The sequence below is a fragment of the Enterococcus sp. OL5 genome (assembly GCF_006491895.1).
GTDB classification, from domain to species: domain Bacteria; phylum Bacillota; class Bacilli; order Lactobacillales; family Enterococcaceae; genus Enterococcus_D; species Enterococcus_D innesii.
The window spans coordinates 325,907-345,134 of record NZ_VHIL01000002.1 but is presented as its reverse complement, the minus strand read 5'-3'; the positions used below and the strand labels follow the sequence as shown (position 1 = coordinate 345,134).

22 protein-coding genes are annotated in these 19,228 nt (G+C 46.7%); all 22 read left to right on the top strand.

Annotated elements, in window-relative coordinates; translation table 11 throughout:
- Window positions 1–13 precede the first annotated feature (13 nt).
- The 22 genes from fliQ (at window position 14) to flgK (ending at window position 19,228) form a co-directional block, all read left to right on the top strand.
- Window positions 14–277 carry a flagellar biosynthesis protein FliQ gene (gene fliQ / locus FJU10_RS04170; RefSeq protein ID WP_077453123.1) on the top strand — a complete coding sequence of 88 codons (264 nt, stop codon included), beginning with the start codon at window positions 14–16 and terminating at the stop codon, window positions 275–277.
- 12 nt (window positions 278–289) lie between these two features.
- On the top strand, window positions 290–1,039 hold the full coding sequence (gene fliR / locus FJU10_RS04165) for a flagellar biosynthetic protein FliR (protein WP_005232781.1): 750 nt from the start codon (window positions 290–292) through the stop codon (window positions 1,037–1,039).
- A 30-nt stretch (window positions 1,040–1,069) separates the two neighbouring features.
- Complete coding sequence (locus tag FJU10_RS04160) at window positions 1,070–2,137, top strand: flagellar biosynthesis protein FlhB (RefSeq protein ID WP_140965235.1); 1,068 nt, start codon at window positions 1,070–1,072, stop codon at window positions 2,135–2,137.
- A 19-nt stretch (window positions 2,138–2,156) separates the two neighbouring features.
- Window positions 2,157–4,232 (top strand): flagellar biosynthesis protein FlhA, encoded by a 2,076-nt coding sequence (gene flhA / locus FJU10_RS04155; RefSeq protein WP_140965234.1) that lies wholly within the window; start codon window positions 2,157–2,159, stop codon window positions 4,230–4,232.
- A 30-nt stretch (window positions 4,233–4,262) separates the two neighbouring features.
- Window positions 4,263–4,970: a sigma-70 family RNA polymerase sigma factor gene (locus FJU10_RS04150; protein WP_140965233.1), complete on the top strand. Its 708-nt coding sequence runs from the start codon at window positions 4,263–4,265 to the stop codon at window positions 4,968–4,970.
- Entirely contained in the window at window positions 4,967–5,668 is a 702-nt protein-coding gene (locus tag FJU10_RS04145; RefSeq protein WP_140965232.1) for a flagellar hook-basal body protein, read from the top strand. The genes FJU10_RS04150 and FJU10_RS04145 overlap by 4 nt, the downstream gene beginning before the upstream one ends.
- A 10-nt stretch (window positions 5,669–5,678) precedes the next feature.
- The gene (locus FJU10_RS19645; RefSeq protein WP_140965231.1) at window positions 5,679–6,461 is read left to right on the top strand and encodes a flagellar hook-basal body protein; all 783 of its coding nucleotides are present in this window, start codon (window positions 5,679–5,681) and stop codon (window positions 6,459–6,461) included.
- 12 nt (window positions 6,462–6,473) lie between these two features.
- Window positions 6,474–7,184: a cell division ATP-binding protein FtsE gene (locus FJU10_RS04135; protein ID WP_005226626.1), complete on the top strand. Its 711-nt coding sequence runs from the start codon at window positions 6,474–6,476 to the stop codon at window positions 7,182–7,184.
- Window positions 7,185–7,338: 154 nt separating this feature from the next.
- Entirely contained in the window at window positions 7,339–8,634 is a 1,296-nt protein-coding gene (locus FJU10_RS04130) for a methyl-accepting chemotaxis protein (protein ID WP_005226627.1), read from the top strand.
- 18 nt (window positions 8,635–8,652) lie between these two features.
- Window positions 8,653–9,156 carry a chemotaxis protein CheW gene (locus tag FJU10_RS04125; protein ID WP_140965230.1) on the top strand — a complete coding sequence of 168 codons (504 nt, stop codon included), beginning with the start codon at window positions 8,653–8,655 and terminating at the stop codon, window positions 9,154–9,156.
- Complete coding sequence (locus FJU10_RS04120; RefSeq protein ID WP_005226629.1) at window positions 9,128–9,637, top strand: chemotaxis protein CheD; 510 nt, start codon at window positions 9,128–9,130, stop codon at window positions 9,635–9,637. Before FJU10_RS04125 ends, FJU10_RS04120 begins: the two co-directional genes overlap by 29 nt.
- A 15-nt stretch (window positions 9,638–9,652) precedes the next feature.
- Complete coding sequence (cheB, locus tag FJU10_RS04115) at window positions 9,653–10,663, top strand: chemotaxis-specific protein-glutamate methyltransferase CheB (RefSeq protein WP_140965229.1); 1,011 nt, start codon at window positions 9,653–9,655, stop codon at window positions 10,661–10,663.
- A gap of 5 nt (window positions 10,664–10,668) precedes the next feature.
- Window positions 10,669–11,442 carry a CheR family methyltransferase gene (locus FJU10_RS04110; protein WP_034878173.1) on the top strand — a complete coding sequence of 258 codons (774 nt, stop codon included), beginning with the start codon at window positions 10,669–10,671 and terminating at the stop codon, window positions 11,440–11,442.
- 21 nt (window positions 11,443–11,463) lie between these two features.
- The gene (locus FJU10_RS04105) at window positions 11,464–13,515 is read left to right on the top strand and encodes a chemotaxis protein CheA (RefSeq protein WP_140965228.1); all 2,052 of its coding nucleotides are present in this window, start codon (window positions 11,464–11,466) and stop codon (window positions 13,513–13,515) included.
- The gene (locus FJU10_RS04100; protein WP_005226634.1) at window positions 13,512–14,099 is read left to right on the top strand and encodes a chemotaxis protein CheC; all 588 of its coding nucleotides are present in this window, start codon (window positions 13,512–13,514) and stop codon (window positions 14,097–14,099) included. The genes FJU10_RS04105 and FJU10_RS04100 overlap by 4 nt, the downstream gene beginning before the upstream one ends.
- Before the next feature lie 14 nt (window positions 14,100–14,113).
- Window positions 14,114–14,476 carry a response regulator gene (locus FJU10_RS04095; protein WP_003129084.1) on the top strand — a complete coding sequence of 121 codons (363 nt, stop codon included), beginning with the start codon at window positions 14,114–14,116 and terminating at the stop codon, window positions 14,474–14,476.
- Between the two features lie 19 nt (window positions 14,477–14,495).
- Window positions 14,496–14,915, top strand: a complete 420-nt coding sequence (locus FJU10_RS04090) for a chemotaxis protein CheW (RefSeq protein WP_140965227.1) — start codon at window positions 14,496–14,498, stop codon at window positions 14,913–14,915.
- Window positions 14,900–15,910, top strand: a complete 1,011-nt coding sequence (gene fliM / locus FJU10_RS04085) for a flagellar motor switch protein FliM (RefSeq protein ID WP_005232756.1) — start codon at window positions 14,900–14,902, stop codon at window positions 15,908–15,910. Before FJU10_RS04090 ends, fliM begins: the two co-directional genes overlap by 16 nt.
- On the top strand, window positions 15,907–16,965 hold the full coding sequence (gene fliY / locus FJU10_RS04080) for a flagellar motor switch phosphatase FliY (protein ID WP_081116145.1): 1,059 nt from the start codon (window positions 15,907–15,909) through the stop codon (window positions 16,963–16,965). The genes fliM and fliY overlap by 4 nt, the downstream gene beginning before the upstream one ends.
- Window positions 16,966–17,060: 95 nt before the next feature.
- On the top strand, window positions 17,061–17,336 hold the full coding sequence (flgM, locus tag FJU10_RS04075) for a flagellar biosynthesis anti-sigma factor FlgM (protein ID WP_005232754.1): 276 nt from the start codon (window positions 17,061–17,063) through the stop codon (window positions 17,334–17,336).
- A complete protein-coding gene (locus tag FJU10_RS04070; RefSeq protein WP_008376582.1) occupies window positions 17,337–17,693 on the top strand; it encodes a hypothetical protein in 357 nt (118 codons plus the stop codon).
- An 11-nt stretch (window positions 17,694–17,704) separates the two neighbouring features.
- Window positions 17,705–19,228: a flagellar hook-associated protein FlgK gene (gene flgK, locus FJU10_RS04065; RefSeq protein WP_016609030.1), complete on the top strand. Its 1,524-nt coding sequence runs from the start codon at window positions 17,705–17,707 to the stop codon at window positions 19,226–19,228.

Below are 19,228 nucleotides of genomic sequence, written 5' to 3'. Positions count from 1 at the left end.
GAGCCAAGAGGAAATGACAGTAGAAATGGTACTTGATGTGCTAAGGGAAGCCTTTCTTCGAATTCTAGCGATATCTGGCCCCGCCTTATTGGTCGGCATGCTCGTTGGATTGGTGATCAGTGTTTTTCAAGCCACTACCCAAATCCAAGAACAAACGTTGAGTTTTGTGCCGAAACTATTAGCGATTTTTTTGACCTTGATCTTGGCGGGGAATTTTATGCTGAATCTCTTGTTGAATTTTACCAAAATGATTTTCAAGATGATTGCGGCAATGTAAGGAGGAAACCTGATGGCGCCGATTCAAGCGACGGTGTTGATTTTTTGTCGAATATTGGCGTTTGTCGTCCTTTGTCCGATCTTCTCACAGCAAAATTTTCCGTCACTGGCAAAAATCGTGATCGGCATGGCGTTGACGGTCCTATGTCTGCCGACGGCACCTGCGATTCCTGAGCTTTCCCTCTTTATGCTGACGGTTTTCGTCATCAAGGAAGTACTGTTTGGGATGGCGATGGGCTATTTGAGTCAGCTGGTCTTTACTGGTGTGGAAATTGCGGGTCAACTGATCGACTTTCAAGTAGGCTTTTCGATGGCGCAAGCCTATGATCCGACGTTGCAAATCGCCTCTTCCCAGTATGGAAAAACGTACTATTGGCTGACGATCGCTGTGTTTTTTGGACTTGATCTGCATCATCGACTGATCACAGCACTGCTGTTGTCTTTTCGGATCGTGCCCTTAGGCTCTGTGGTGATCCAAGGCACGACGGTTGAAGGCATCGTCAAACTTTTCAGCCAAATGATGGTGATGGCAGTCAATCTTGCGGCACCAATGATCATTGCGCTGCTGTTGGTGGACCTGGTGCTAGGTGTGATTTCTCGGTCGATTCCCCAGATCAATATTTTGATGATGAGTCTCTCGATGAAAACTGCCATCAGTTTTGTGGTGTTTCTCTTGCTACTACCCAATGTCCTTTCGTACTTAGGCAAACACTTGCCAGATACGGTCCGCTATTTGCAGGAGTTTATCGAGTCCTTTCAATAAAGTAACAGGTAGCCAGTAGGAGGTGAGAAGATGGCAGAAAAAGATGGCAAAACCGAACTACCCAGTGCCAAGCGGCTGCGGGATGCCCGCAAACGCGGGGAGGTCCCTAAGACCCAGGAATTAGCAGCAGCTGTTTCGCTATTGGTCTTCTCGTTTTTGATCCTGTCTTTATGGCAGTTTTTCGCCGCTTCTTTTTTGCCTTATTTTTCCCGAAGTTTGGCGCAGCTGGCTGATTATCAAACCAGTTTGGCGGATCTGCCGAAACTAGGGGTGCAGAGTATCTTGCTGCTGCTTTTGTTGTGTGCGCCCGTCTTTTTGGTCGCGCTCGGAGTCGGGCTTCTCACGAATTATGCCCAAGTCGGTCTGTTGTTTTCCGGCAAGGCCATCAAACCAGATTTTAAAAAGCTGAACCCTATCAGCGGGATCAAGCAGCAATTCAGTTTGCGCTCGTTGATGAATTTAGGCAAAACATTGGCGAAATTCGGCGTGATCGTCTACTTGTGCTATCAACAATTTTTAGCTGCCGTCCCTGTTTTACTGGGTTTGAGTGAAGTGGGGTTGGAAAAAACGATTTTGTTCATGCTACTGCGGGCCAAAGAATTGTTTTTACAGATCTCGATTTTTTTGATCATTTTAGCCGTAGTCGACTACGGCTACCAACGCTATAGCCATCGTAAGAACTTGATGATGAGCAAGCAGGAAGTCAAAGAAGAGTTCAAGCAAATGGAAGGTGATCCGCAAGTCAAAGCACAGCGCAAAGCGAAATACCGTGCGATGACCCAAAATGCCATCGCCAACGTCAAAGAAGCGACGGTTTTGATCACCAATCCGACCCATTTCGCCATTGCGATTCGTTACGATGCCAGCAGTGAAGGGGTGCCGCGGGTCTTGGCCAAAGGGGCAGATCAGCTGGCGCAGCGGATGAAAGCAGAAGCACTGAAAGAAAATATTCCACAGATCGAAAATCGTGAAGTGGCACGGGCCCTTTATCGCCAAGTAGAACCCGGGGATCTGATCCCTGTTGAAATGTATGAAGCCATTGCCGAAATCATCGCTTTGGTCTATCAGTTAGAAGAAAGCCAACGCGGCAAGATTTAAGGAAACAGGAGGAACAAAAATGAATGAGGCTGCCTCAAAACCGAAAAAAGGCATTGGTCTGGCGGATATCTTAATCTCGGTGATCGTCCTAGCTATTATTGGTCTAATTATTATTCCATTACCGAGTGCACTATTAGATATTCTGATCATTATCAATTTGACGATCGCGATCAACATTTTACTGATCACCCTGTTTACCAAATCAGTGTTGGAATTCACTACGTTTCCAACCTTGCTGCTGATCACAACGATGTTTCGCTTAGGTTTGAACCTATCTTCCACTCGGTTGATCTTGACCCAAGGAAATGGCGGACACGTGATCGATGCCTTCGCCAATGTCGTTGCCGGCAGCAATTACATCGTGGGGATCATTTTGTTCGTGATCATCATGGTGGTTCAGCTAGTCGTCGTGACCAATGGTGCAGGGCGTGTCTCCGAGGTAACTGCTCGCTTCACATTAGATGCGATGCCCGGCAAGCAAATGGCAATCGATTCCGACCTAAATGCCGGATTGATCACGGAAGCGGATGCCCGCAAACGACGAAAAGATCTGCAGCGAGAAGCTGATTTCTTTGGTTCGATGGATGGTGCCAGCAAGTTTGTCAAAGGGGATGCGATCGCAGGGATTTTGATCACTGTCATCAATTTAGTCGGTGGGGCGATCATTTTCTCCATGGGCGGACAAATGACCGTCATGGAAGCCTTCGCCCAATTCGGGAAACTGGCGATCGGGGATGGCTTGGTCAGCTCGATTCCCTCTTTATTGATTTCGATTGCTTCTGGGGTGATCGTGACTCGTTCCGATAACGATAGTTCCTTTGGTTTGGATATTGCGGCAGATGTGATGCGTAATCCCCAACTGTTTCGGATCGTGGGGGCGATTCTCTTCGTCTTAGCCTTAGTTCCCGGGTTTCCTTTTGTGCCTTTTGTGTTGATTGGCTTAGGCCTTTTCGCAGCCAGTTTTCTGGTGACGCAAAAAGAAGAAAAGCAGCGAGTGGAACAAAAACAATGGGAACAAAAATTGGCACTGGAACGCAAAAAAGAAGCACAGGAAGAAGACGATTCCGTGGCTTCCTTCCAAGTGGAACCAATCTCAGTGGAAATCGGTTATGGTCTGATCCCTATCGTGGATCGTTCGATCGACAACAGCTTGATGAACCGCATCGTGGCGATTCGAAAACAGAGTGCTAGAGAATTAGGGATCTTAGTCAGTCCCGTTCGTATTCGCGACAACCTCTACTTGGATGCCAATGATTATGTGATCAAGATCCGCGGCAACGAAGTCGGCCGCGGCGATATTTACCCGAATAAAGTCATGGTGATCAGCCCGAATGAAGAGCCGTTTCCTTTTCAAGGAATCGCAACAAAAGAACCAGCCTTTCATCTGGATGCTATGTGGATCGATGAATCCGATAAGGAGATGGCGGATCTGCAAGGGTTTACGATTATCGAGCCGTTGACCGTGATCGCAACACACTTAAAAGAAATCATCTATGCCCATGCACCAGAGCTGTTAGGTCGCCAAGAAGTCAAGAAATTATTGGAGGGCATCAAAGAGCAGTACAATGTCGTGATCGATGAATTGATCCCCGATATTTTGCGGCTCGGCGAGGTCCAAAAAGTTTTACAAAATTTATTGGATGAGCAAATTCCCATCAATGACTTAGCAACGATCTTAGAAACCTTAGCCGATTACGGCGTTGTCACGAAAGACGTAGAAGTTTTGACAGAATATGTCCGCCAAGCATTGAAACGGACGATCGCTGCCAAGTATGCCAATGAGAACCACGAGCTGCAAGTGGCGGTGATCCAGCCGAAACTAGAAGAAATCATCGCTCAAAGTATCCAAAAAACCGCAACTGGCTCGTACCCGGTCTTAAAACCAGATACCGTGACCAAGCTGTTGGATGCCATCAGTGGGATCCAACATGCAGCGATCGCTCAAAATATCAATTTCGTCATTTTAGCATCGCCTAAGATCCGGTTAGCATTCAAAAAAATGATCGTTTTTAATTTTCCAGATATCGCCGTTCTTTCTCTAAATGAGATTCCCAATGAAATTGCGATCGAAACGGTGGGCAGTATTGACATTTAAGCAGAATTTTCTTAGGAAGGGGCATCGCCGATGTATGAAGTCGATCGAGAAGCGGAGATCATCAAGTATTTGCCGCTAGTGGAACGGGTGGTTCAGCGCCTGTCTATCAAAACCGCCGATTATGAATCAGGCGATCTCTACAATATTGGGGTGATTGGGTTGATGGATGCCTTGCGGAAATTCGATCCCTCAAAAAAAGTTCCTTTTGAAAGCTATGCAGCGATTCGTATCAAAGGGGCAATTATTGATGAAGTACGCAAGCACGCCAAAATCTCCCGATACAAAATGGCGGCAGTCAATCAGTTTTATCAAGCACGGCAAGAGTTGGAGCAAAGCCTCAAAAGAGAAGCGACCGACACCGAGATCTGCAAACAGCTGGGAATCAACCAAAGTCAACTAGCGGATATTTATGAGAGTCTGCACTACTTAGCCAGCGTCTCTTTGGAAGATACCTTGTTTGCTTACCAAGAAGAAGGCATGACCTTAAAAGATATGGTTCGAGATCCTGCCGAAAATATCGAAGAGACCTTGGTCGCTGAAGAAAAACGCACCGCCTTGGTGGCGTGCATCAAAAAATTAGGGGAACGGGAACAATTGATTTTAAGTTTGTACTATACCGAAGAACTGACGTTAAAAGAAATCGCTGAAATCTTAGAAGTCTCGATTCCGCGAGTTTCACAAATTCATGGCAAAACGATTGCCAAATTGCGCACATTGATTGAGGAGGAACTGGCATGATTCGAGGATTGGATGTCTTATCACGGAACATTTCATTATTACAAAAGCGACAAGAGACGACGAGCGGCAATATTGCTAATGTCAATACAACAGGATATCAAGCAAAAACCTTATTCCAGTCGGCGCTAGATGAAGTGGCATTGCATAATTACCAAAGCGGGCCCAATGCGGATACCCGCCGTGACATTGGTGGATTGTCTTTAGGGACCCAATTGGCAGGCAGTACCATCAGTCAAGATCAAGGCGCCGTCAAACAGACGGGACAAGCCAGCGATTTTGCACTGCTTTCCGAAGGCTACTTTGTCGTTCAAAACAATGCGGGGCAGCGGTTGTATACGAGAAATGGCAACTTTACCGTCAATCAGCAGAATCAATACGTAACACAAGAAGGCTATCTTGTCTTAGGTGCCAATGGACAAGCAGTCAGCGCCTTAGGACCAGCGAACTTTCAGATCCAAACATTCCCCCAAGAAGCATTGACTACAGCTGGTCAAAACTACGTGACTAGCAACGCAGCAGGAACCACGGTGAATGCACCCGTGATCCAGCAAGGTGCCTTAGAACAAGCCAATGTAGCGGTTGCCGATGAAATGGTGGCGATGATCCAGACTTCTCGCGAATTTGAAGCCAATCAGAAAGCCTTGAGTTCAACGAATCAGACATTGCAAAAAGCGGTCAACGAATTAGGAAAGATTTGAGGATGAGTCAATGAATATCAGTGGATTATTAGGAATCAGCCGTTCTGGGTTGAATCATTTGCAGACAAACTTAGACACGACAGCCAACAATATTGCCAACGTCAATACCAATGGCTACCAAGCACAAACGACGCACTTTCAAGCATTGATGGAAAACGCCATCGGTGCAGAAGAAACGCTATTTAATGGCAACGCCGCCCAATATGGTGCGTCAATGGGGGCAAAAGCGACTACGACCACCAGTTTTGCCCAAGGCAATCTGGCGGGCACTGCTCAGCCATTAGATCTCGCGATCCAAGGCAATGGCTTTTTCGGGGTTCGGGACCAAACCGGTCAATTACTGCTGAGTCGAGCAGGCAATTTTCATTTAAGTGAGAACAAGCAATTAGTCAATAGTGAAGGGTACCCTGTGGCAATGACCACAAACGTACCGACCGCGCAGTGGCCAGATGCGCAGCAAATCGCAATAGATGCCAGCGGTCAGTTGACGACGGAAGAAAATGGTCAGACTCGCGTGTTGGGACAGCTGACCCTTTATCAGCCGACGAATATAGAAAACATCACGCCAGTGGGCAACCAACTGTACCGTGCTGGTGATCAAGCGTTGCTTACTTCGCAAACCAATCCAGCAGCCTTTGGCAGCGTCTTGCAAGGACAGTTAGAACAGTCGACGGTGGATCTAGCGACGTCCATGACAGACTTGTTAACGACCCAGCGTGCGTATGGATTGAATACGAAAGCCATGCAGACAGCCGATGAGATGTGGTCCGTGATCAATCGTTTTACAGATTAGAGGAGAAAGAACATGATTCGCTTAACCAAGGTCAGTAAAAAATTCAGCAATGGTACGTTGGCATTGGCCGATATTTCTGTTGCGATCCCTCAAGGAGAATTTATCTATGTGGTGGGTCCCAGTGGTGCGGGCAAATCGACCTTATTCAAATTGCTCTTGAAAGAAGAAGAGCTTTCGGCCGGTTCTATCCAAGTCGGCAATGTCTTGTTGGAACAACTCAAAGACCGTCATCTCTATATGGTTCGACGACAAGTCGGTATCGTCGGACAAGAAGACCTTTTGCTTCCTTATCTGACGGTTGCCAAAAACGTTGACTATGCGCTGCAAGTACTAGGCACTCCCCGTAAGCTGCGTCAGGAAAAAACCGCCAAAGCGCTGCAACTGGTGGGCATGTTTCCTCAAAAGGATCATTATCCCGAGGAGCTTTCCGTGGGACAGCGCAAAAAAGTAGCGATCGCGCGGGCGATCGTCACAGAGCCAGCAGTCTTGATCGCCGATGAGCCCACCGCCAATCTGGATGCCAAATCAGCCGTCGAAGTCATGAAACTACTCTTGCGGATCAATCAAGTCGGTGCCACGATCCTCTTGGCGACCCACGACAGCACGATGGTCAATACGGTCCGTAATCGGGTAGTCGAACTGCAAAACGGTCGTTTGGTTCGGGATGAATACCAAGGCGGCTATACGCGCTTTGCTGATCCAAAAGATACATATGTCTGGTGAAGATGCTTAACTTTTCTAGCAAAAGATCCGATTAAAGAACTAGAAGATTGTTTTCATAATCGGATAAAGAAGGAGTGACCCAACGATTATCAAGTGAAGAGCGAATCTTGATAAACAGCACGACTGATCATTTTGCATAGGAAAGGATACTGTTATGAAGAAGAAGGTACAAGCTATCATCAAAAAAATCCGCTTGGCGGCGTTGATTCCGCTAGGATTTACCCTGATCGTATTATTAGGATGCTATTTCTTCGTGATCCGCACCCACGGAGACGGACAAGCAGCAAAAAGTTTCTTTATTTTTTCAGTGATCGTACTGCTGCTAGAAATCGCAGTGTTAGTAGGAATGACCTATTTGGTAAAAAAAGAGACCCATTCGGGCATGGATACGTTATTGACAGAACTAGAAGCAGTCGGTTCTGGCGATCTGTCGCATATCGATGAGATCGGCAGCAGCGACCAGACCTCTCTTTTTGGGCAAGTTCAAAATCGTTTTCAAGGGGTTTTAAACACCTTCAAAGCGGTGATCGTTGGCATGCACGAAGAAAGCAGCCGAATGGAAAAAATGGTAGGCGGCTTAACGACAACCTCAAAAAATGCCAAAAATTCAATTGAAAATGTGCGTCAGACGATGAATGCCATCGCAGATGCCACTAGTTCACAAGCCTCCGAAGCGGAACAAACCTCCTTTGATATGGACGAGTTAGCCTTAAGTATCGAAGAGATCCACAAAGAGATCGAATTGATGAACGGCTATGTGGGTCAATCCCAAAGCAGCAATGTCCACAATTCAGAAATGATGTTCCATGTATTTGAAAGCTGGGAGATCGAACGGCAAAACCAAGCAGAATTAGTAGAAAGCATGAACGACATGAACGAAGATGTCCAAAGCATCGGTAAGATCGTTCAGTTGATCAATGACATTTCTGATCAGACCAACTTACTGGCATTGAATGCATCCATCGAAGCAGCTCGAGCTGGAGAAGCGGGCCGAGGGTTTGCCATCGTTGCGGAAGAAGTCCGTAGCTTGGCGGAACAAAGCAGTCAATCAACGAAAAGCATTCGTTCGATCATTGAAACGATCCGCAAAAAATCGGAAAAAGTGGTCTCTGCAGTGACGGATTCCTTTGAAAGCGGGGAAAAACAAACCAACAATATCAACAAAGCGATCGAGTCAGCCAATGAGATCTCTGATATTGTCGAAAAATTGGTTTCAAGTATTCAAGCCGTGGAAGCCCATATTACGGGGATCGTTGAGAAAAAAGACATGGTTCAAGTTTCCGTCAGCAACATTTCGGCTGCTGTTTCGGAAACCTCTGCCGGCACCCAAGAAGTAACGGCAAACTTAGAGGACTTCTACTTAGTCATCGAAGACTTTGAGCGGAATGTGCAAGAGATCGAAACGATCGCCACTATCCTTAAATTCCAAGTGGATAGTTTCAAATTCTAAAAAGGAGCAGTGACGCCAATGGAACAATACGTTGTATTTAAAAGTCATCAACAACTCTTTGCCTTGCGTATCGACTATGTGGTACGAGTCATTGAGGCTGCTTCTTTTACACAGCTGCCAGAAGTGGCAGATTTCGTGCTGGGGATCCAGCCTTTTGAAGAGGCGATGGTGCCGATCATTGACATCCGCAAAAAGCTGTTTGATGAATTTACACCGGAAACTGGGCAAAATGTGGTTTTGTTGTGTCACTGGCAAGAGCAAGCGATCGGCCTTTACGTGGAAGAGATCGTCGGTATTTTACCGCTAGTTGAAAGTCCTAGCAATGCGGAACTAAATACATCAGGACTCAAGCAAAACTATATCGAAGCCTTTCTGAAAAAAGACGATGAACTTGTGCTGGCATTGGAGCTGCCGTTTCTCTTTAGCTATGAACAAGCCGCTGAGATGACGGCGGAGTTAGACGCCTATCAGACAGAGGAATTGGCAGCCGCCAATGACGATGACAATGATGACCGTGAATGAGGAACTGCATGTGGGGATCTCGGAGTATAAGATCGCCCAAGCGCCAACGCGTTTGATCACGGTGGGTTTAGGTTCTTGCATCGGCACGATCATTTACGATGAAGCCAGTCATATCGGCGGCTTGAGTCATATTATGCTGCCAGATAGTCAGCCTTTTTTGCACAAGCGGGAAATCAAGCCCGAGAAGTTTGCGGATTTGGCATTGCCAGCGATGGTGGCTGAGCTGGAACAAAAGATCCGTCGGCCTCGCTTTCAAGCGAAAATCGTTGGCGGCGCCAATATGTTTCAGTTCCAGACGCTTAACGCTGCCAGCAATATTGGTCAGCGCAATATTGAAGCCGTCGAGGAAGTCTTGGCTCGGCTAAACATTCCGATCGTAGCCAAACATGTTGGCGGCAGCGCTGGTCGAACGATGATCGTAGATCTTCAGGATTTCAAGACCATGGTTCGGCAAGTCAAACAAGAAATCGTTTATTTGTAAAAGGAGTACAGGGACATGAAAAAAGTAATGATCGTCGATGATTCGGCATTCATGCGGAAAGTAGTGACAGATTTATTGAATCAGTTGCCTGATATCGAGGTGACCGTCGCTGCCCGCAATGGCAAACAAGCATTGGACTATCTGACCAAAGAAGCGATCGATTTGGTAGTAATGGATGTTGAGATGCCAGTGATGAACGGATTAGAGACCTTGCGGAGGATGAAACAGCAATCAGCCATTCCCGTCATCATGCTTAGTTCATTAACCAATCAAGAAACCACGATTGAGGCTTTGGCGCTTGGTGCCCGAGATTTTGTGGAAAAACCCGTCAGTCTATCGATGATCGAAAAAGAATGGATCACTGAATTTCATCAAAAGATTTTGGCGATGGATCATGAAGCCGGCACGGTTCAAGCCCTGATGCCAACGATTGCCCAGCCCACTAAGCTGACGCAAAACAGCTTGCCGGTATCACTTGATGCGCTAGTCATTGGTGCTTCAACAGGCGGACCGCGTGCCTTGCTGGGGATAATCCGCCGTTTGCCTGCGCGTTTGCGTTGTCCCATTTTGATCGTTCAGCATATGCCGGCGGGCTTCACGGCTTCCTTTGCAAAGCGCTTAGACACAGAGACAACTGTCCGAGTACAAGAAGCAGTCGATGGCATGCGGATCGAAAATCAAGTGTATCTTTGTCCAGGGGATTACCACATGACGGTCAAACAAGGGCACTTGCAGCTGGACCAGCGAGAAAAACGTCATGGGACGCGGCCAACCGTCGATTATCTTTTTTTCTCAGCTGCTGACTACTATGGCCCGCAACTAGCGGCAGTGGTTTTGACGGGGATGGGAAAAGACGGCACCGCTGGCTTACGACAGATCCAAGCGGCTGGGGGCTATACGATCGTTCAAGACAAAGAAACGTGTACAGTCTTTGGGATGCCGCGGTATGCCATTGAACAAGGAGTCGTGGATGAAGTCCTGCCGTTGCAGGGCATTGAAGCAAAAATTGCACAGATGGTCAGGTGAAGAAGATGGAAGAAGAATTTGCCTTATTTAATGCGTGGGTGGATCGCCGATTAGGGATTCCCTTAGCCGCATACAAAGAAAATCAAATGCAGCGCCGCATCCTTACGATCATGGAAAACAGCGGGGCAAAAACGTTGAGGGAATACCAGCAATTGATCGAAGGCGATGAAGGGGTGCGGGCGGCTTTTTTAGCCCATATCACCATTAACGTAACGGAATTTTATCGCAACAAAGAACTGTTTGACGCCTTTGAACGCGTCTTGAAAACCATTGTTCTCCCGAAAACTACGCTGCCAAAAATTTGGAGTGCCGCATGTTCGATTGGGGCAGAACCCTATACGATCGCCATGCTGCTAGAAAAAAACCAAATTGCCGCAGCCAATGTCTTGGCCACCGATATCGATACGCAAATTTTGGCAAAAGCCAAGCAAGGACTCTATCGAGACCACGAATTGCGGAATGTCTCAGCGGCAGAACGTACCCGTTTTTTTGATGCAAAAGAAAAGAACCAGTTTCAGATCAAACCAGAAATCAAACGGCGGGTTCATTTTAAGCAACACGATCTTTTGAAAGACCCGTACAATGGGCCTTTTGATGTGATCGTTTGCCGCAATGTGACGATTTATTTCAAAAGTGATGCTCGGGATGCCGTCTATCAAAAATTCAGCGATGCATTGGTGCCAGGGGGCATTTTGTTTACGGGAGCGACAGAGACGATCAATTTTGCGGAACAATTCGGTCTCAAGAAAATCGATTCGTTTATCTATCAAAAAGTATAATTTTGTAAAGGAGGGACCCATTTGGATGACAATAGTGTCTATCGTACCCTTTTCTTTGAAGAAACAGACGATCATTTAGCGCAGTTGAATGATCATGTCTTGCAATTGGAAAACGATCCAAAAGATAGCGCCTTGCTGAATGATATTTTCCGTTCTGCCCATACCCTTAAAGGGATGGCGGCAACGATGGGCTATGACGTCATGACGCAGCTGACCCATAAAATGGAAAATATTTTTGAGTTATTTAAAACAGGGACCTTGCAAGTGACCCAGCAATCGATCTCATTGATTTTCAAATGTCTAGATCGTCTGTCAGAACTTGTGGAGGATCTGCGGGAAGAACGTGACCTGCAGCCAGCTCAAATTGCCGATTTATTGGCCGAACTTGACCAAACAGAACATTCTGGCGGCCTACCAACCGAGACAGAAGCAAGTCAAAAACCCACCGCAGTGGGCGCATTAACCCCACAGTTTCAACAGATCGATCCTTCTGATCTGTATGTGATCGAGCAAGCGGCTGGAGATGGTTATCAAGCCATTCAAATTGCTGTTCGCTTAGATGCCCAATCCATGTTAAAAGGTGCTCGTGCCTTCTTGATCATGGAAAAGCTGGGTCAAGCAGGGGATGTTCTCTATACAGAACCAGATGCCCAAACACTCGAAGAAGGCACCTTTGAATCAGATTTTTCACTGCTGTATTTGACGCAGCAAACACTGGCTGATGTCGAGCAAAACATCGCCAGCAATAGTGAGATTGAAGCCTTCGTGGTGGCACCGTTTGATCCTTCAGCTGCTGTGTTGGAGGAGGCAGAAGAGCTGCTTCAACCAGTGCCGACCCAAGAGTCAGAGACTTCTGCTCTTCAGCAAGCGACAACAGAAACGAAAGAAAAATCGCCGGCGCCCGCGCATCATGCGTCCGCCCAAAATCAATCGATCCGAGTCGACTTGAATCGCTTAGATTCATTCTTAGATCTCGTGTCCGAATTAGTGGTCTATCGCAATCAATTAGAAGATGTCAGTGAGCGGGAAAACATCGAAGCAGTCAAAGACCCCTTAGAGCAAGTTTCACGATTGACCTCTGAGCTGCAAGATTTGGTCTTGCGGATCCGCATGCAGCAAGTCAATGTCGTCTTTAGTCGCTTTCCGCGAATGGTTCGGGACTTATCCAATGAACTGCAAAAGGAAATGGAACTTGTCATTTTTGGGGAAGAAACGGAATTAGATAAAACAGTGGTTTCTGAGTTGAGCGAACCTCTGGTCCATCTATTGCGTAATTCTGTCGATCACGGCATCGAAGCACCCGATGTTCGGGAAAAACTGGGCAAACCGCGCAAGGGCACGATTCGCTTGGCGGCCTACCAAGAAGGCAATCGCGTGATCATTACTTTAGAGGATGATGGCAAAGGCCTTGATCCACAAGTAATCAAAGCAAGTGCTGAAAAGAAAGGCTTAGCAACGGAAGGTCTTTCCGATGAAGCGTTGCAGCAGCTGATTTTCCATCCTGGTTTTTCAACGGCACAAGAAGTGACTAACATTTCTGGGCGCGGTGTCGGGATGGATGCCGTGCAATCGAAGATCACCCAACTAGGGGGCACGATCGAAATGAAGAGTCAGCCAAATAAAGGCACGCAGTTTGTGATCAAATTGCCATTGACTCTGTCGATCATTCAAGCGTTGATGGTTCGCGTCGGAGCAGAAACCTTTGCGATCCCATTAAATCTCGTCGAACGCGTGGTGATGGTCAAAGAAGAAGAGATCATCCAGACGGTCTCGGATGAGGTCTATCGTTTTCAAGAGGAGTTGATTCCCTTGGTTCGGACCGATCAACTCTTAGCGATCGAAGGCGATCCATCTGAGAAAAAATTCGCCATCATCGTCAACAATGACCAGCAGTTTCACGGCATTTTGGCAGATGAACTGATCGGCCAGCAAGAAATCGTCATCAAGAAAATCGATCCGCTGCTGCAAAAGCTGAATCGCTATCAAGGAGCAACGATTATGGGTAACGGCTCGATTGCACTGATCTTAGACATTCATGCCATCTGTCAGGAAAAAAAGGATGACCGCTTATGAGTTATACAGCGCTGCAGATCGATGGCCTAAAAGAACTGATCAATATCGGCGGTGGTCACGCTGCGACGAGTTTATCAAAGCTCGTCCAACAACCGATCGACATGCGGGTACCGGAAGTCGAGATTCTAGCTTATGAGGACCTGTATCAGCAGATCATGGCGGAAGACAAAGAAGTTCATGTGGTGATGAGCCAGATCGAAGGGGCGTTTCGAGGGATCTTCTTGTTTGTCTTAACGGATGAATCCGCCGCAAAATTGCGTCAGTTGATGATCCAAGAAAGCGATCCATCAGAAGAGTTGAAGCAATCGGTCATCAACGAGTTGACCAACATCCTCACCAATTCTTTTTTGATCGCGATCGGGCAACTGTTGGAAACCCAGCTGAGTGCGTCTTTACCAAGCGCCAGTTATGATTTCTTTGGCGCAGCGATCAGCTCCATCTATCTGGCGATGGCCCAGTATGATGAGCAGGTGATGGTGATTCGTAATGAGTTCGTCTACGCCAAAGAAACATTAGAGGCATCGTTATTTTTGATTCCAGAAATCGGTGTACTAGAAAACATATTTGATTCATTAGGAATTTGAAAGGGGCAAATACAATGTCAAAAAAAGTATTGATCGTGGATGATGCGGTATTTATGCGCATGAAATTAAAGGATATTTTAGAAAAAAACGGCTATGAAGTCGTGGGGGAAGCCCAAAATGGCCAAGAGGCTTTTGAAAAATACCAAGCAACGACACCAGACTTAGTGACTATGGATATCACGATGCCAGAAGTGGACGGTTTAGAGGCATTAAAAATGATCCGCACGTTTGATGCGCAGGCGAAAGTCGTGATGTGCAGTGCGATGGGGCAACAAGGAATGGTGATGGATGCGATTCGCGCCGGTGCGGTGGACTTTATCGTGAAGCCCTTTGACACGGACCGCGTAATCACTGCCATCGACAAAGCCTTTGCCTAATGCCTAGGAGGATAGCGACATGCAGATGATTCTTTTCAAAATGGCTCAGCAGTACTATTTGATCTCGGCGGACTCGGTGGACGAGGTCATTGATGCCCCTTCTTTTACGAAGGTGCCCTTAGCACCAGAGTGGGTGGAAGGGTTGATCAATCTGCGGGGGTCTGTCGTAACGGTGATTCGCTTGGCAAAATTGATTCCCATCATGGAACCAGCCTACGAAAAAAACATATTGATCATGAAGAAGCAAGAGGAGACCAAAGGGGTCCTCGTAGAAGAAGTAATTGAAGTTCTTGATATCACCGAAGACGATATCCAACTAGGCAATCAAGAGACAGAACACGCCGTTGGGGTCGTGCCGATCGGTGAAAAAGTAGCCAGTGTGATTCAAATCGATCACATGATTTTTAAAAAATGGGGATTAGTGTGGATCAGGTATTGACGCAGCAAGAGATTGATTTATTGTTGAATGCGATGAGCAGCGGAGAGATCGATCAAGAAATTATTGAGATAGAAGACAAACAAGCCAAAGTGAAAGCCTACGATTTTCGCCGACCAACAAAGCTGTCGAAAGAATACGTCAATACCCTGCACATGATCTTCGAGGATTTCTCGAAGATGAGCAGCAGCATGCTTTCTACCCAACTGCGGACCAATGTTTCTTTGCAGTTGGCAGCTATCGAACAAGTCAGTTATGACGAATTTATCCATTCGATACCAAAATTTACTTTGTTGGGGCTCTTTCATTCGCAGCCTTTGAGCGGGATCCAAATGATCGAGATGAACCCACAACTGTGTATGATGTTGGTGGAGTTGTTGTGCGGCGGCTTGGATGTCTATCAAAACAAGCCGATCGAAATGGATTTTAGCGAGAAAAAAAGTTTTACTGATATTGAAACAGCGATCTTGGAAGAAGTAGTAGCACAATTTGTACGGGTCTACCAAAATGTTTGGAAGGACATCGTTGCCTTGGATTCGGTTTTGGATGGAATCGATACGAATCCGCAATTGATGCAAAACATGTCGCCCAACGAACCCGTCGTATTAGTGACCTTTACTATCAAAATTTTTGAAGTGAAACATTTCATCAATCTATGTATCCCCTATGTCTTTTTTGAAGGGATCATTGATAAATTAAGTTTCCGCAATTGGTTTGATAGCAATCAGCCCGTCAACCAAGACGATAGCCGCGAGTTGCAAAAAAGTTTGAATGGGGTCGGATTGAATCTAGAAGTTCTGCTGGGCCATGCTCAAATGAGTCTTTCTGAGTTTCTCCACTTAGAAGAAGGCGATGTCATCAAACTAGACAAAAAAATTACTGAACCATTAGAGACTTTCATCGATGGAAAACCTTACTTCCGAGCAAAACCTGGGAAGCAAGAGGACCGTTTAGCCATTGAATTATTAGACAAGTTAGAAGAGGAGCAAGAACTATGAGTGAACGTTTATCCCAAGCAGAAATCGATGCATTGTTGAATCAAAGTGCCCCAACCCAGCCGCAAGGATTAGAAGAGCAAGTCAAAGTCGACATTATCGGCGAAGTTGGCAATATCTCCATGTCGCAAGCGGCGACGACGTTGTCTTCCATTCTTGATCGTCGGGTCAGCATCACGACTCCCCGGGTGTCTAAAATCAAATTTGGTGAGATCTTAAACGACCTCGTTGCACCAAAAGTAGCGACGACAGTTGAATTTAAAGAAGGCCTTTTAGGCAGTAATTTGATGCTGTTAGAAGTCAAAGATGCCATCGTGATCGCTGATTTGATGATGGGTGGAACTGGTGAAACCAGCAACACTCAATTTACGGAATTAGAGCTAAGTGCTGTGGCAGAGGCCATGAACCAAATGATTGGGACTGCCTCGACTTCGATGGCAACGATGATCAGCCGCAAAGTGGATATCTTGCCGCCGATCGTCAAACTATGGGAGACACCAGAAAACATTGAGTATAGCGGGATCGAGGCAGAGGAAGAGATTTACTGTATCTCATTTTCTTTGCGCGTCGAAGGTTTGATCGAAAGCAAAATCATGCAGATCTTTACGGATCCGGTGGTCAACGATATCGCCAGTGCGATGCTGTCCGATGAAGCGACTGTCGTTACTCGGGAAACACCAACACCGCAGCCAACAGCACCCGTTGCTGCACCTACGCCAGAACCAGCGGCTGCATCAAAGCCCGTGGAAGTCAGCAAGCCTGCGTTTCAAACATTGGCCTCTAGCGGGGTGAGCGATGGGGATAATTTGGACTTGATTCTTGATGTGCCACTGGATCTAAGTGTCGTGTTAGGCCGCAGCAAAAAAACCATTAAGGACATTTTATCTTTCAATACGGGGTCCGTCATCGAGCTGGAAAAACTGACGGATGAACCGCTAGAGATTTTGTTGAACGGCAAACTGATCGCCACTGGGGAAGTCGTGGTCATCAATGAAAACTTCGGCGTACGGATCACCAACATTCTTTCGCAAAAACAACGCATCCACAATTTGCATTAATTTGAAGAAATCGCAAAAAGTTAAACATATGGGTTTAACTTTTTTGTGATTTGACCGATAGTAGAGGGTAGAAGAATGAGAACGGAGGAGAACCTATGAAAATCGAAAGAGGTTACGCAGAATACAGCGACAAGGCCATCAAACGCGAAGCGGTCAAACAAGAAAAGCCAACTGCTGCTCAGACAGAAAAAACCGTCGATGTTCAATTGTCCGAAACAGCTCAAGCCATTCAAAAGAGTGCCAATCAAACAGCCAGTCGCAGTGAACGAGTGGCAGAATTGAAACGAGCGATCAAAGAAGGCACCTACCAAGTATCTGCCGAAACGATCGCCGATAAAATGCTGCAACAAGATGAAAAGCAGGTCGACTAGATGACAGAACGGGAATTTGAGCGTCAGCTACAGCAGTTCTTGCGGTTGCTGCAAAAAGAAAAGACCTGCTTGATCAAAAATCAAGCAGAAAAATTACCAGAACTCGTCGAGAAAAAAACCGCCTTCGTACCCGTTTTTTCCACGTATGAAGGAACTCTTTCAGGGGCGATCAAAGAACTCATCCGCCAGATCCAAGTGCAGCAAGCCGAAAATCTCCTGCTGACGGAGCAAGCCATTAGTTTCCAAACTGTTTTGATGGATGCAGTCAAAGAAAATATCAAGACACCGGCAAATACGTATTCGAAATACCAAGAAAAACAAGCTGTCTCAACAGCGATCATCGATCAAAAAATGTAAGGAGTACTTCTATGACAGGACTATTTGGTTCATTAGGCACCGCAACCCGGGGCATGACCGCCAATCAAGCAGCGTTGCAAACCAGCAGCCACAACATTGCAAATACCAATACAGACGGCTACTCAAGACAACGAGTCAACTTGCAAGCCGAAGCGTCTTATCATTTAGCGGGTGTCGGCAGCATCGGTATGGGGGTGAAAGTCGGCAGTGTCGAACGGATCGTCGATGATTTTGTCATTGGACAAGTACGCAATGCCAATTCTACCTATACATATTATGAACAAAAAGCAGACATATTAGGACAGCTGGAAAGTTTAATGAATGAGCCTTCTGACAACGGACTGTCCAAACAGCTGGCAACGATGTTTGATTCTTGGACCGCATTAGCCAACAATCCTGAACTGGATACGTCTAAGACCCTCGTGCTGGAAAACAGCAGTACGTTTGCCGATACCATCAACCAAATGGGCAAACAAATGACGCAGCTGCAAAGCGATACGCTGGATACCATCGAAAAATCCGCGCTGGACTTCAATGAGAAGGTCAAACAGCTACAATCCTTGAATGAACAGATCTATGGGTTGACGACGAGTGGTGAGACACCCAATGATCTTTTAGATCGTCGAGACAGTCTGTTGAAAGATCTCTCGGGTCTAGCAGGGATCGAAACCAAGACCGATCAGTATGGCCGTGGGTTTGTATCCATGAGCGGACAGACGATCTTAAGTGCGGAGGAACGCAATACCCTTAGTGTGGTGGTGGGACAAAGCGACACAGGCGCCTTGGTTTCCAAAGACGGCAACGCCTTGAATCCTGCCGAAACCATCACAGGGTCTTATCCAGCAGGAACCGTCTTGTTGACGAAAACCACCGACAATGGCGAAACCGCCTATACAGAATTGCCGATCAAAGAAGGCGCGATTGGTGGCCTGCAAGCATCATCTAGTGAAATCGGCAGCCGCTTGACGGAATTGAACAACTTTACGACGACGATCGCGCAAGCCATGAACATGGTCTTTACCGGCGGCGCTTCTCGCACAAGCGGACTATTTGAGATCGGCCAAGATGATACCGGCACAGCGACGACGATTCGGGTCAGCCAAGCACTGTTAGATAACCCAAGTCTGGTGACCGGCGGAACGAGCAATGCAGCAGGAGATGGTTCAAGAGCTGCTGCAATGGCGAAACTCAGCAGTGCCAAATTGGACTTCCCGTTGTCAGAAAAGACGATCGCTTCTTTTGATTCTGAGACATTGACGTTTGCCAATGCAGCATCCGGCATGAGTGTCAGCAGCTACTTTAACAGCATCGTCACCAAAAACGGAATCTCAAAACAGCAAGCCGACAATACAGTCAGTGCCCAATTGTCGCTGCTGAATCAACTAGAATACAAAAATCAATCGGTGTCTGGGGTTTCATTAAATGAAGAAATGTCAGATGTGATTCGTTTCCAACAAGGATTTCAGGCCAATGCCCGCATATTATCGGTCGTTTCTGAAATGTTAGACACATTGATCAATCGAACAGGAGTGTAG

Excerpts from the sequence above, each read along its gene's own strand:
- fliQ (WP_077453123.1), top strand. The coding sequence starts at position 14 with ATGACAGTAGAAATGGTACTTGATGTGCTAAGGGAAGCCTTTCTTCGA.
- FJU10_RS04120 (WP_005226629.1), top strand. The coding sequence starts at position 9,128 with ATGACGATGACAATGATGACCGTGAATGAGGAACTGCATGTGGGGATC.
- FJU10_RS19645 (WP_140965231.1), top strand. The coding sequence starts at position 5,679 with ATGAATATCAGTGGATTATTAGGAATCAGCCGTTCTGGGTTGAATCAT.
- flhA (WP_140965234.1), top strand. The coding sequence starts at position 2,157 with ATGAATGAGGCTGCCTCAAAACCGAAAAAAGGCATTGGTCTGGCGGAT.
- fliR (WP_005232781.1), top strand. The coding sequence starts at position 290 with ATGGCGCCGATTCAAGCGACGGTGTTGATTTTTTGTCGAATATTGGCG.
- cheB (WP_140965229.1), top strand. The coding sequence starts at position 9,653 with ATGAAAAAAGTAATGATCGTCGATGATTCGGCATTCATGCGGAAAGTA.
- FJU10_RS04110 (WP_034878173.1), top strand. The coding sequence starts at position 10,669 with ATGGAAGAAGAATTTGCCTTATTTAATGCGTGGGTGGATCGCCGATTA.
- FJU10_RS04150 (WP_140965233.1), top strand. The coding sequence starts at position 4,263 with ATGTATGAAGTCGATCGAGAAGCGGAGATCATCAAGTATTTGCCGCTA.
- fliY (WP_081116145.1), top strand. The coding sequence starts at position 15,907 with ATGAGTGAACGTTTATCCCAAGCAGAAATCGATGCATTGTTGAATCAA.
- FJU10_RS04160 (WP_140965235.1), top strand. The coding sequence starts at position 1,070 with ATGGCAGAAAAAGATGGCAAAACCGAACTACCCAGTGCCAAGCGGCTG.
- FJU10_RS04125 (WP_140965230.1), top strand. The coding sequence starts at position 8,653 with ATGGAACAATACGTTGTATTTAAAAGTCATCAACAACTCTTTGCCTTG.
- FJU10_RS04135 (WP_005226626.1), top strand. The coding sequence starts at position 6,474 with ATGATTCGCTTAACCAAGGTCAGTAAAAAATTCAGCAATGGTACGTTG.
- FJU10_RS04070 (WP_008376582.1), top strand. The coding sequence starts at position 17,337 with ATGACAGAACGGGAATTTGAGCGTCAGCTACAGCAGTTCTTGCGGTTG.
- flgM (WP_005232754.1), top strand. The coding sequence starts at position 17,061 with ATGAAAATCGAAAGAGGTTACGCAGAATACAGCGACAAGGCCATCAAA.
- flgK (WP_016609030.1), top strand. The coding sequence starts at position 17,705 with ATGACAGGACTATTTGGTTCATTAGGCACCGCAACCCGGGGCATGACC.
- FJU10_RS04130 (WP_005226627.1), top strand. The coding sequence starts at position 7,339 with ATGAAGAAGAAGGTACAAGCTATCATCAAAAAAATCCGCTTGGCGGCG.
- FJU10_RS04095 (WP_003129084.1), top strand. The coding sequence starts at position 14,114 with ATGTCAAAAAAAGTATTGATCGTGGATGATGCGGTATTTATGCGCATG.
- FJU10_RS04090 (WP_140965227.1), top strand. The coding sequence starts at position 14,496 with ATGCAGATGATTCTTTTCAAAATGGCTCAGCAGTACTATTTGATCTCG.
- FJU10_RS04145 (WP_140965232.1), top strand. The coding sequence starts at position 4,967 with ATGATTCGAGGATTGGATGTCTTATCACGGAACATTTCATTATTACAA.
- FJU10_RS04100 (WP_005226634.1), top strand. The coding sequence starts at position 13,512 with ATGAGTTATACAGCGCTGCAGATCGATGGCCTAAAAGAACTGATCAAT.